Consider the following 13,723-nt stretch of genomic DNA (forward strand, 5'->3'; position numbering starts at 1 on the left):
TTATGAGATCCCTTTTTCTATTTTCTCTGCTTCTTTTCTCTTGTGGAGCTTTATCTGCGCAGGTCAGAATATCTGGAACGGTTACGGACAATGCGACCGGCAAACCCATTCTTCGGGCTGCGGTAAGGCTTAAAAGGGGCGATGGCACCGGGAAATATAGGACGATAGCCTATACATTCACAAATGAGAAAGGGGAGTATATGCTCTCTCATAAACCGGAATCTGAAGACTATATCTTGGAGTGCGGTTTGTTGGGGTACAACAAAGAGAGCATAAAACCGGACTGGAGGGATAAAAGCTCCATTGAAGTAGACTTCCGGCTTCGCGAAGAGCGTCTTGTGCTGCCGGATGTTACCGTAAAGAGCAACCCGATAAGGCAGAGCGGAGACACCATAACGTACAGCGTCGGACAGATTGCACGCAAAGTGGATCGCACCTTAGAGAGTGTCCTTAAACGTCTGCCCGGTATCAGTGTCGAGCCTTCAGGGGAGATAAAGTATAATGGAAAAGAGATCAGCAAATTCTACATAGAGGATCTGGATCTTCTGGGAGGGCGATATGCTCTTGCAACTAAAAATATCAGACCGGAAGATGTTGCCTCTATTCAAGTGTACGAGAACCACCAACCCATCAGGGTAAAAAAGGATACGGATCCGTCCGACAAGGCTGCTCTCAATATCCGTCTAAAGCAAAAAGCATTCGGTCATTGGTTAGGGATTGCCGAAGCAATAGGAGGATTGAGTGGAAAGAAGGCAGAATACGGAGGCGCTGTTACGGCAATGTCTTTTCATCGGAAGAGTCAAACGCTTTTGGTAGGTAAGGGTAACACTTTCGGGCGAGAGTATGTGGCAGAGCAGACGGACTTCTTAAGCCCCGATGTCGGAAATGTTGCAGCTACTGCCTTTAAGCTACCATACCCAAGACCGCCTGTGGATAAGGAGAGATATGAACGAGGACGCTCCGGTTTTGCATCCGGTAATACGCTCTTCAAAACAGGGACATACACGACCCTAAAGCTGAATGCCCAATACAATGGATCCGATTATGGGTATAAGTCGCAGGAGAAAGTCGAGTATATAAGTAAGAAAGGGAAAGATGCCAATGCTACTCTCACAGAGGATATAGCAGTCTCTTTGCCGGAGCATTCGTCTATGATGGGAGTGGAGTATGATCACAACTCTCCGTCTCTTTACCTCTCATCGGGCACCAAGCTGTTTTGGGGCAGACGAAAAAGCGGGGCAGAGATCAACTCTTCCAAGGGTCTCTATTTCCTCGAAAACAGCAAAGCCAATATCTATAATGTGTACAACACCACAAAGGTAGATAAGAAGTTGGGCGATGGAGTCTTTTCCATCTACTCGACCATCGGCTATAAATCCATGCCCGACTACCTGTTGGAAATCTTTTCAAAGAAAGAAAAGTATGCCGATCAGAAGATAAACGACCGGGATTTGAACTTTAAGATCAGCTCCGGGTGGGCTTGGATCTTCAGGCAGAAGTTTGTTCTGGATCTCTCCGGAGGTATTGCCGCTCACTCTTCCCGTATTCACACCATCGGAGAATACACCAATGGAGATAAAATGGAGAACGATTTTGAAGGGTTTGAAACAGATGCAAGGCTTACTCCGAAAATATCTTTTAATGGTATCAAGAGCAGATTTTCATTCACTTTGCCTTTCCGGTATCGTTTGAGCAATCCGAAGAATAGGTTGGGCAAATCGCTTCCCATGGCTTCCGATTGGGCTGTGGGAGGGAATATGAATGTGCATCTTACCCCTTCTTCTTCTAATACGTGGAGGATAAATGCCGGCTTAAACAAGTCTCTGACAGGGATAAACAGGTATCTCTCCGCTCCAATAATCCGCACTCACAGGTATCTGCATACTTCGGGAACAGGCTTGGATATGTCCGAATGGCGAGGTAACACTTCGCTGACATGGAATTATAAGAATCCGGGCAACGCCTTTTTCCTCAATGCTTCTGCCGGATACTCCATTGTTTTGAAGAACACACTCTCATCTCTTTCTGTGGATGAGAATATGAATGAAGTAGTATCCGTACACTCCCGAAAAGGCTCTACCGACCAGATGTATACGCTTTCGGGAGATATAGGGAAAACATTCTTTGATGCCGGACTGACCTTAAAATTGAACGGAGGAGTTCTACTTAGCCACAACGATGTACTATTCAACAACGAAGTTTTGAACGTAATGTCCGGACGGGTGAATCTCAGCCCTGAAATCTACTATTTCCCATTAAAAAATCTCTCTTTCCGGTTGGATGCGGATCTCTCTGTTTCCGATATGAAAATCTACCAACAGTCGGAAGGCCGGAGAAGACGTTTTGACATGGGGGCAGAGCTTTTGGTGGATTATTCCGTAACCGATCCTTTGCAACTCTATGGCATTGTCAAGTATCTCGCTCTTACCTCTGAGACAGACCAATTAGAGAACAATTTTGATATTTCCATTGGATTAAGATATAAGAAAGAGTTTTGGGAAATGTGGTTTGAAGGGCGAAATCTGGGACGAGAAAAAGAGCTTGTCCGGCAGTTTTACTCGGATCTCATGATTCGCTCCATGAGATATTCTCTCAGACCGTTTACCTTGGAAGCCGGTATCCGATTCAGTTGGTGATCCCGGTTACAGCCCATCGTGGATGTGATGAACACGTTCACAAGTTTCTCCGAATAGCTTTACTTCTTTCTCTTACCGTATTAAGAAGTGTCATTCGAGCTTCGATTTGTGGAAATCAAGCCTTGAATGCCACACATCAAGCCTTGATCTCTGCAAACCAGCCCCTGCTTTCCAACATTTTAAGGCTTTAGCCATGTTTTTATACAGGATCAATCTGTTTTGTGAACAGGTTAAATAGAAAAATGAGAGCAGAAAAGAGGGGCAGATAGGGGAGAATTTAGAAGATTTTAAGAGGCTGTCGTGAGTAGAAAAAAGCGCGTTCTCTGTTGGATTTTTTGTATCTTTACACGATAAACAAAGGGTGGGCTATCTTCGCTGCTCAATATCAAGGAGCGAGACGGCCTGCAAGAATAAAAACAAACACAAGATACAATCAGTGGAGCATATAGACAAAATCATCAAGGTGAATGTCGAAGAGCAGATGAAGTCTGCTTATATAGACTACGCCATGTCCGTGATCGTGAGCCGAGCTTTACCGGATGTGAGAGACGGCTTTAAGCCCGTACATAGAAGAATACTCTATGGGATGAACGAACTCGGAAATACACCCGATAAACCTTATAAGAAGTGTGCCCGTATCGTGGGAGATGTTATGGGTAAGTATCACCCGCATGGAGACTCTTCCATATATATGGCTTTGGTGAGACTTGCTCAAGACTTTTCGGTGCGTTATCAGCTGGTGGATCCTCATGGCAACTTTGGTTCTGTGGATGGTGATTCGCCTGCAGCGATGAGGTATACGGAAGCACGTCTTCACTCTTTGGCGATGCAGATGCTCGCGGATATCAATAAGGATACGGTAGATTTCCAGAACAACTATGACGATAGCAGCAAAGAGCCTTCTGTTTTGCCTACTCGTTTCCCGAATCTTTTGGTGAATGGAGGTCAGGGTATCGCCGTCGGTATGGCTACCAATATGGCTCCTCACAACCTTACAGAGTCTATCAACGGAGCACTTGCCTATATAGAGAAGCGTGGAGACATAACCATAAAGGAGCTGATGGAGCATATCAAAGCTCCCGATTTTCCGACCGGAGGTGTCATCTATGGCTATGACGGAGTGGTGGAAGCCTACGAGACCGGTCGTGGCAGGATAGTGATACGAGGAAAAGCAGAGATAGAGACGGAAGCACAACATGAACAGATCGTGATAAACGAGCTTCCGTACCTTGTGAATAAAGCCGAGCTTGTACGACATATATCCGAACTCGCGGCTCAGAAAAAGATAGACGGAATCTCGGATATAGCCGATGAGACCAGCAACAAGAACGGTACACGCATCGTGATCTCCATAAAGAGGGATGCGAATGCGAATGTTATTCTGAATCAACTGTACAAATATACTCCGCTTCAAAGCTCGTTCAGCATCAACAGCATTGCGCTTGTGAATGGTCGTCCGAAGCTATTGACGTTGAAGGATATTATTGGTGAGTTTGTGAAGCATCGCTATGAGGTGGTGATTCGTAGGACTCGCTTCGACCTTAAACGTGCAGAGGACAGACTGCATATCCTTGAAGGTCGTATCATCGCTACCGATAACATAGACGAAGTAGTGGCTATCATCAAGGCTTCTTCCCGTCAGACAGAGGCGATGGAAAGGCTTATGGCTCGCTTCGGTCTGTCTCAAATACAGGCGCGTAACATTGTCGAGATGCGTTTGGGACAGCTTACCGGAATGGAGTTGGAGAAGCTGCATGAGGAGTATGAGGAGATCAAGAAACAGATCGAGTGGTTCAATAAGATATTGACAGACGATGACACTTGCTACGGAGTGATTTCGGATGAGCTGATTGAAGTGCGTGAGAAGTTTGGCGACAACAGACGCTCCATTATAGACTACTCTTCGGGCACAAACTTCAATCCGGAAGACTTCTATGCAGACGAAGAGATGGTAATCACTTTATCTCATCTCGGATATATCAAACGCACTCCGCTTGCGGCATTTCGCCAGCAAGGCAGAGGCGGTGTCGGGGCTAAAGGTTCTGAGACAAGGGACGAGGATTTTGTGGAGTATATCTACTCTGCCTCCATGCACGCTACAATGCTTTTCTTTACAGAGAAAGGAAAGTGCTTCTGGCTGCCTGTGTATGAGATTCCGGAAGGTTCACGACAAGCAAAAGGAAGAGCCGTGCAGAACCTTCTCAATATCGATCCGGACGATAAGATCAGTGCGTGCATAAGAGTAAAGCACCTTACAACGGATGTGGACTTTGTTCGTTCTCACTACATTACCTTTGTGACGCAGAACGGAACGGTACGTAAGACTTCTCTTGAGGCGTTTTCAAGACCAAGAGCAAACGGTATCATTGCCATAAAGTTGGTGGAAGACGACAAGGTAGTATCCGTACTGCTTTCAAACGGAGATTGTCAGTTCCTGATTGCAAGCAGAAACGGTAAAGCCGTCAGATTCCATGAGGATCATGTGCGACCCTCTCTCGGTCGTAACAGCATAGGGGTAAGAGGTATTCGTCTCGATGATGACGGAGAAGATCATGTGGTTGGGGCGATATGCGTGAAGCATCCTGAGAGCGAGTCTATACTCGTTGTCTCGGAGAACGGATTCGGAAAACGCTCCGTGATAGAAGATTATCGCCAAACCAACAGAGGCACCAAGGGGGTACTCACACTAAAGGTTACACCTAAGACCGGAAAGCTTGTGAGCATGAAGAATGTAACGGATGATAATGATTTGATGATAATCAATAAGTCCGGTATCGTTATTCGGATCTCCGTGGACAGCATTTCAATGCTCAGCCGGAACACTCAAGGCGTCAAGCTGATCAATCTTCAAAGCAATGGCGATGAGATAGCATCCGTTACCGTTGTGGAGGCAGAGAGAGAAGAAGAGTACGAAGAGGCAGACTCCGAAGAGCAGATCGAAACAGAAGAATAAATGTTAAAAAGATAGGGATACAAGATAAATCGCTATATTTGGGCGAAAGAATGTATTCGTTAACCCAGTATCAAAAATTCAATTGATAATGAAAAAGACATTAGTAATAGCCATTTTGAGTGCAGCTTTTGCGATTCCCGCGTTGGGACAAGAGAAGGTGGTAAAGCAAGTGCAACGACTTATTAAGTCGGACAAACCTAATATCAAGGAAGCTCGCCAGCTTATCAAGCCGACACTCGAAAATGAAGAAACAAAGAACAGTGCCTATGCATGGTTTGTTGCCGGAGAGGTAGAGAAAACATTGGTAGAGGGCGAAAAAGTGAAGATGGCTCTTCAACAACCATACGATGAGCTTGCATTCTATAATGGATTGAGAGATATGTATGCTCTTTATATGAAAGCCGGCGAACTGGATGCGATGCCAAACGAAAAGGGCAAAGTGAAGAAACGCTATGAGAAAGGTATCAAGTCTGCTCTTCAAGACAATCACGGCTTCTATATCAATGCCGGTTCGTACTATCTCAATCAGCAAAAGAACGCAGAGGCATATCCATTCTTCAAGATCTATATGGATATTAAGAGCCTTCCTATGTTCGAGGATACACCTATTGCCAAGCAGGATAGTGTGAGTATGCAGGTGGCTTTTTTCAAGGCTTTTGCTGCACAGAGCGTAGACCCTAAGTTGGCTATCGAAGAGTACGAAGCTATCAAGGGAGAAGATTATAGAAGAAGCGATGTTTACCAACTCTTGGCTGAAGCATACAAAAAAGCTCAAGACAGCGTAGGTTATCAACGTACCATCCTTGAGGGTGCAAAGATATTCCCAAAGGAAAAGTTCTTTACATTCAACTTGATCAACAGCTATATCCAAAGCGGTAAGAACGATGAGGCGATAGAATATTTGACCAAGGCGATCCAAAACGACCCTCAAAATGTTGAGTTGATCAACGTTCTTGGAAAGGTTTATGACCAAGGTAAGCAAGACTCCGACAAGGCATTGGAGTGCTTCCAAAAGGCATTGTCCATAGATCCTAATCATTCTGAAAGTATCATAGATACAGGTAGAGTATATTACAATAGAGCCGTGGCTCTTAAGGCAAAAACAACAGAATCCGGTGTTTCTCCTGCAGATGCAAAGAAGTATGACGCTGAGGCGATAGAGCTATTCAAGAAAGCACTTCCATACTTTGAGAAAGCGGTAGAACTTGAACCGGACAGCACACAATACCTGATGGCTTTGAGAGGTATCTACTACAACTTGGGTAACGACGCTAAAGTTGCAGAAATCTCTAAGAAATTGGGCGAATAATTTGAATAAAATACTGCTATAAAACAGAAAGCAGCTCTGAATGATATTCCTATTGTTTGGAGCTGCTTTTTTATATCTGTGAAGTTGTAATAGATAAGTAGATGAGTTATCTTACCTCCCTGTTTTCTGCCAGATTTATACGAAAGACAGATGGTCGTGGTATCTCTCCCATAGCTGTGTTATCGGCTATGGGTATAGCTTTGGGGTTAGGAGTGATACTGCTGTCCGGGTTTATCATATCCGGCTTCAAGCATGAATTGGAGAGTAAACTCACGGGAGTAACAGGCTCTGTGCAGATACTTAGCTCGCAGAATGCCTACTCTCAAAATACGATACCTTTTCAGGCTTCTCCTGTCGCACTCTCGTCTCTCTCCGTAAAAGCATCGGAGCTGGACGGCTATGCCACAGGTTTTTGTACTCATACGGGTATCATAAAGGCGGACTCATCTTATGTCGGCATCGCATTTACAGGTGTGGACAGCCTTTTTGTTGCGGAGTCGTTTTATCGTTATGCTCATCCGAAAGAGGTAGAGACAGCTCTGCGGAGTGGAGGATATCCTACTCTTTCTCTCTCGTCAAAGACTCTTGCCCAACTGAATAAGCAACCGGGAGATACGGTTCGTGCATTCTTCCATACCGATATGGGCTTTAAGGTTCGGCCGTTTCGCCTTTTAGAAAGTTTCGATACCGGGCTTCCCGACTTTGACAACTCATTCGGATTGACTCAGATAGATGTCATAAGAGGCATTCTTGAATGGGACCGGAACAGCTACGGAGGGCTTAAAATTGTGGCATCTTCCGCTTATACCGGAACGGACGTAGAGGCTCATGTTTACAACACAGTACTGGAACAGATCGCACAGAAAGGAGAACTCATCTCTCTTTTAAGGGCAGAAGACCTCAATCCGGTAATGTTCGGCTGGTTGCAGATTCTGGATACAAACATTCTCATAATCTTCTCTCTTCTGATTTTTGTTGCCGCTACCACGATGGTTTCAGGCATTATAGTCCTTATACTGGATAAGGTTCAGGCTATCTCCACACTCAAAGCAATAGGAATGAGAAACCGGACTCTTCGGAAGATTTTCCACACCGTAGGTCTTCGTATTATACTGTTGGGTGTTTTAGCCGGTAATATCTTTGCTCTTCTTTTAGCTTTTTTGCAGCTTCGCTTTTCTATTCTGAAGCTGGACTCCACACAGTATTATATGTCATACGTTCCGGTAGAGATCAACTGGTACAATCTCATATTGCCAAATATTATTTCTCTTTTGGTGCTGTATCTGATCGTATATCTTCCTACAACAATCATCATCAACATCAAACCCTCAAAGGGCATACGTTTCGACTAAATGAAAACCTCTTGTTTCATATCTCTGCTTCTGCTCTCTGTCTTCTCTTTATCTGTTTTCTCTTGTAATACAGGAGATAGCGTGGAAGAGGTACAACACGATCCCGTAGACTACGTCAATCCATATATGGGGAATATCAGCCATCTGCTTATTCCTACTTATCCTATGGTGCATCTGCCCAACAGCATGATGCGGATGACGCCCAACCGGTCGGACTATACCGATCTTACCTTTGAAGGACTGCCACTCATGCTCACCTCTCACCGTGGAGCGGTGGCATACTCACTCTCTCCGACGCTGGACGAACCACATCTTTCCGTTCGCCCTGTCCTTTATACCTACGACAGAGAGGAGTGTAAGCCGTACAGCTATCAGGTCGCTTTGGAGTTGGGACAAGAGAACATAGAGGTCGGATTCGTTCCATCTCATCAGTCTGCGCTATACACCTTCTTGCTTCCAAAGGATCGAGAAGATATCTATCTCTCTTTGATGTCTCACAGTGGAAGATTTGAGCAGACTTGTGAACACGCCATACAGGGAACGGAAGTGCTTCAGGACAGCATCACGACACTCTATATCTATGCAGAGTTCAACACCAATATCGCAAACTATCAGGGGATAGAAGAGGGGAGACGCTCTGCCGTAGCTCTTACTTTCCACAAACCGGTCGGCAACAAGCTGTGTATGCGTTATGGGGTTTCCTATATCTCTCACGAACAGGCACGGAAAAACTTACAGCGTGAGATCGTCTCCTTTGAGAGTCGTCCGCTTGAAAAGAGAGGACGAGCCATTTGGAACGAAGCATTGGGAAAGATTAAGATCACAGCAGAAAGCGAGAACGAAGCTCGTCTTTTCTATACTTCTCTCTATCGCACATACGAGAGAATGATCAATATTTCAGAGGATGGCTACTACTATTCCGGTGTCGATAAACAAGTGCATCCCGATCACGGCAGTCCGTATTATACGGACGATTGGATCTGGGACACTTACAGAGCCACACACCCTCTGCGTCTGTTGATCGATCCGGTAAAGGAGCTGCAGATGATACGCAGTTTTCTCAGAATGTCCGATGAGGACTCCAACGGTTGGCTTGCGACATTCCCGGAAATAACGGGAGATAGCAGACGGATGAACAGTAACCATGGTGTGGCGGTTTTGGCGGATGCTTATGCCAAAGGACTCAATGATTTCGATCTTGGCAAAGGGTATGAGGCTGCACGCAAAGCGATACAAGAGAAGACTCTTGCTCCTTGGAGCGATAAGCCTGCAGGCGAACTGGATGCGTTTTATAGGCAGCATGGCTACTTCCCGGCACTACCCGAAGGAGTGAAAGAAAGTGCTCCGGAGGTGCATTCATGGGAAAACAGGCAGGCGATTGCCGTAACCTTGGGTACGGCTTATGACTATTGGTGCCTTGGACGGATAGCGGAAATGCTCGGCAAGACAGAGGAAGCGGAAGAGCACTATCGCCTTTCTCTGGGATACAGAAATGTCTTCAATCCTGCCACCAACTTCTTTCACCCCAAAGATCAGAATGGCGACTTTATCATGCCGTTCGACTATACATTTTCCGGAGGACAGGGTGCGCGTGCCTATTATGGCGAGAATAACGGATGGGTGTACCGCTGGGATCTTCCTTTTAATGTGGCAGACCTTATAGACCTGATGGGAGGAAAAGATCGGATGATTGCTGCTCTCGACAGCACATTACAGACTCCGATGACGGGGTGGAAGTTCAACTTTTTCCATCGTCTCCCCGATCACACCGCCAACATAGGGCAGTTCTCCATGTCCAACGAGCCGTCTCTCCATGTTCCTTACCTCTACAACTATGCAGGTCAGCCGTGGAGAACACAAAAACTTATCTGCACCATCATACACGAATGGTTCAGAAACGATCTCATGGGAATGCCGGGAGATGAAGACGGGGGCGGTATGTCTGCTTTCATTGTCTTCTCCATGTTGGGCTTTTATCCTATGCCGGTCGGTCTTCCGGTCTATGTCATAGGTACGCCCATGGTCAAGTATGCCGAAGTCTCTTTGAGTATCGGGAAAAAGCTGGTCATTCATGCCAGAAGTGCCTCCTTGAAGAACAAATACATCAAGAGTGTGCGCCTGAATGGTCGTCCTCTTTTGCAGCCATGGTTTACACATGAAGATATAGCCGATGGCGGTACACTTGAGTTTACAATGGGACCTGAACCCAACTATACATGGGGAACAGAGACTCCTCCGCCATCATTCAAAATGCCTAAATAAGAGATGGGAAAAACCATACTTCACAGACCTTTCTTTGCCCAGCTACTCAAGTATAGTGTTGTAGGGGCGTCTAATACTATCCTTACAGCGGGAGTCATCTGGATTGTTCAGGAAATTCTGATCTGGTCGCCCTCCATAGCCAATGCATTGGGCTATTTGGCCGGGCTTATCAATGGATTTATCTGGAACAGCCGATGGACTTTCTCCAGCCGGATGAGTGTAAAGAGGCTGGTCTCTTTCGTTTCTATTTTCGGCTTCTGTTACGTCATACAGTTTTTTGCATTCCACTCTTTCAATGCATGGGAGGCTTGGTGTGATCTTATCAGACTCGTTACGCCGAAATATGTTTTCGTGAATCAGCTGGCATCTATGGGCGTCTTCACGACTTTCAATTTCTTATTGAACAAGTTCATTACCTATTCTCGGAGAATGGAGTAGTGAATTTGAAAGAAAAACTGCATAGCGATTTTTATATATTCCATCCCGAAAAACATCTCTAAAACCCCGATTGATTTTTTCGCTTTCTCCTCTTGTTTTGAGAGGGTGAGCAAAATGTTAATTTGGGGTCTTTTTGTTTACATTTATTGGCTGTATTATTAAGAAAAAAGAGTGAACGTACTAAACGTTTCGGCTTAACGTGTTTAATTTTTCAGTAAACACGTTTATTGATTTCAGTAAACACGTTTACCGGATTCACTTAACACGTTTAGAAATTTTATTCATAGTGTTGATAGTGAGATTTTTACCTGTTTTTGAGTGCAAGATGATGGTTTTTAGGAGCTTTTCTTTATTAGGAAATGTTTACACGAGATCGAGATAAAATTCACCTCTATTAACTCGAAAAAGGGCGATGAAACGGACGAAGGAAAAATTTTTTCCGAATTTGAGATTTTTAGTATCTGCTTGTTATTCATTTGTTTATGATTTTATCTCCTCTTTCCTGACGAGCAGGCAAAAATTTTTTCACCCTTCCCAGAGAGTTTTTCGAGCCTTCATTTTTATATAAAAGTTCCTCCGAGGCTCCTTTTTATCCAGGGTCGGGATGGGAGTTTTTTGTACTTTACATTCCGCTTTAATATCTTTGTTGCAGGACTGCCAAACCATTTTTCGGAGAGTCTTACCGATGAAGAGTATCGGTAAAACAGGTGCTCCGAACAGGATATAAACAGAGAAAGCTATGAGGCATCTTACACAGAGTGAGATAGAAGTGCTGTTGCGGAATGGATGTACTTCGGAGGATTGGGATAAGATTACGGTATCGGAGAACTTTTTGCCGGATCGCTGTCGGAGTGTAACCTTTATCGGGGAGTGTCGGATAGGGGATCTGTCCGGGTTTAGATCTTCCGAACATGGTTTCCATATCCCGAATGGTATCCGCAATGCCCTTATTCACGACTGCACCATAGGAGACAGAGTCTGTATAGAAAACGTGCATGAGTGTATCTCCAAGTACGATATAGGTAATGATGTGACGATAAAGAATGTCAATATCATAGCCATGAAAGGGGAGAGCTCTTTCGGGAACGGCTTGCCTGTGAGTGTGCTCAGGGAAACGGGAGGAACGGAGGTGATTTTGTGTGATCTGCTCACCTCCCACACGGCTTACCTGATGGCGGTGACGGCAACGAGAGACAGTCTGCTTCGCAGCCGGCTTCACGAGCTGTTCGCAACCTATGCAGCACAACGGCGGAGCGGTAGAGGGAAGATAGAAGATGGTGTCCGGATCAAGCATACGGGGAGTATCCTGAATGCCCGCATCGGAGCCGGAGCAGTGATAGAAGGTGCCACGTATGTGGAGGAGTGCAGTGTGAACAGCAGACCGGATGCACCCGTCTATATCGGACACAATGTTATGGCAAAAGAGTTCATAGCCTCTTCGGGTTCGAGTATGAGCGGAGGAGCCACGATACAACGCTGTTTCATAGGGCAGAGTACCCGGATAGATCACCTTTATTCCGCACATGACTCTCTTTTCTTTGCCAATTGTCAGCTCGAAAATGGCGAGTCGTGCGCTGTGTTTGCAGGACCTTACACGGTCTCTATGCACAAGAGCAGTCTGCTTATAGCCGGGCATGTCTCTTTCCTTAATGCCGGTTCGGGCTCCAACCAGAGCAATCACTTGTATAAGCTTGGTCCTATTCATCAGGGCGTGATAGAGCGTGGATCCAAAACGACGAGCGACTCTTACATCCTTTGGCCATCGCGTATAGGTCCTTTCAGTCTCATTATGGGACGGCACGTGCACCACGTCGATACGTCGGACTTCCCCTTTTCTTATGTGATAGAGAACAACGATGAGACCTATCTTGTTCCCGGTGCCAACCTTAGAAGTGTGGGTACAATCCGCGATGCAAAGAAGTGGCCCGCAAGAGACAGACGGGAACAGGAGGGGAGGTTGGACTGTATCAACTTTAATCTGCTCAGTCCGTACACCATTTCTAAAATGGTGAATGGTCATCGGAAACTGAGCGAACTGAGAAGCTACATCGGTGAGCATGGCAAGACCTATATATATAGGAATATAAATATTCGCTCGGCTGCTCTGGAAAAAGGGCTCGAAGCTTATCGCATGGGTATTGTAAAGTTTATCGGAAACTCCCTTATACAACGGTTGCAGGAGCGTATCCCGAAAAATGGAGCGGAGGTAGATGAGGTGCTGAAGCCGGATCATGATACCGGGCTGGGCGAATGGGTGGATCTTTGCGGACTGATAGCTCCTCAAAGATTGGTGCAGGAGATATTGGAGAATATTCGCAATGGTTTCTATAAAACGCCTGCGGATCTCAATAGGGCTTTTGAGCATCTGCACGCTTCCTATTATGATCTGGAGTGGGACTGGTCTTACAATCTGCTCAGAGAGTGGTACGGACTTTCGGAAAAGGAGGTGCTCACCGTGCCGTTCCTGATAAAAGTGGTGGAGGAGTGGATGCAGGCGGTTCTCTCTTTGGATAGAATGCTCTATGCGGATGCCTGTAAAGAGTACAATATCGCTTCACGCATATATTTCTCTTCTGTCCCGGATGCCGAAAGAGGGGAGAGCAGCGTGGAGGATAACCCTTTTGTGCAGGAAGTATTAGACCATATCCGGCGAAAAGAAGCTTTGGGAAACGAGACCATCCAACGGCTTAAATCCTTGTGAATAGGAGTGTAAATGCTCTATGAACCCTCTTTATATCCTTCTTTTAGTAAGGAAAAACAGTGTGTCGGATAA

The 13,723-nt window shown here is 45.6% G+C and carries 7 protein-coding genes; all 7 read left to right on the forward strand.

What is annotated here, in order from left to right; all coding sequences use genetic code 11:
* Positions 1-2: 2 nt before the first annotated feature.
* Positions 3-2,636 (forward strand): carboxypeptidase-like regulatory domain-containing protein, encoded by a 2,634-nt coding sequence (locus JT26_RS01910; RefSeq protein ID WP_036845409.1) that lies wholly within the window; start codon positions 3-5, stop codon positions 2,634-2,636.
* Positions 2,637-3,072: 436 nt separating this feature from the next.
* Positions 3,073-5,589 (forward strand): DNA gyrase subunit A, encoded by a 2,517-nt coding sequence (gene gyrA, locus JT26_RS01915; protein WP_036845478.1) that lies wholly within the window; start codon positions 3,073-3,075, stop codon positions 5,587-5,589.
* 88 nt (positions 5,590-5,677) lie between these two features.
* Entirely contained in the window at positions 5,678-6,898 is a 1,221-nt protein-coding gene (locus JT26_RS01920; RefSeq protein ID WP_036845412.1) for a tetratricopeptide repeat protein, read from the forward strand.
* Between the two features lie 101 nt (positions 6,899-6,999).
* Positions 7,000-8,250, forward strand: coding sequence for an ABC transporter permease (locus JT26_RS01925; RefSeq protein WP_036845415.1), 1,251 nt, complete (start codon positions 7,000-7,002; stop codon positions 8,248-8,250).
* A complete protein-coding gene (locus JT26_RS01930; RefSeq protein ID WP_036845418.1) occupies positions 8,251-10,512 on the forward strand; it encodes a GH92 family glycosyl hydrolase in 2,262 nt (753 codons plus the stop codon).
* Positions 10,513-10,515: 3 nt separating this feature from the next.
* Complete coding sequence (locus JT26_RS01935) at positions 10,516-10,950, forward strand: GtrA family protein (protein ID WP_036845421.1); 435 nt, start codon at positions 10,516-10,518, stop codon at positions 10,948-10,950.
* A 739-nt stretch (positions 10,951-11,689) separates the two neighbouring features.
* On the forward strand, positions 11,690-13,651 hold the full coding sequence (locus JT26_RS01940; protein ID WP_036845424.1) for a DUF4954 family protein: 1,962 nt from the start codon (positions 11,690-11,692) through the stop codon (positions 13,649-13,651).
* Positions 13,652-13,723: the final 72 nt, after the last annotated feature.

The organism is Porphyromonas sp. COT-108 OH1349, assembly GCF_000768755.1.
GTDB lineage: Bacteria > Bacteroidota > Bacteroidia > Bacteroidales > Porphyromonadaceae > Porphyromonas_A > Porphyromonas_A canoris.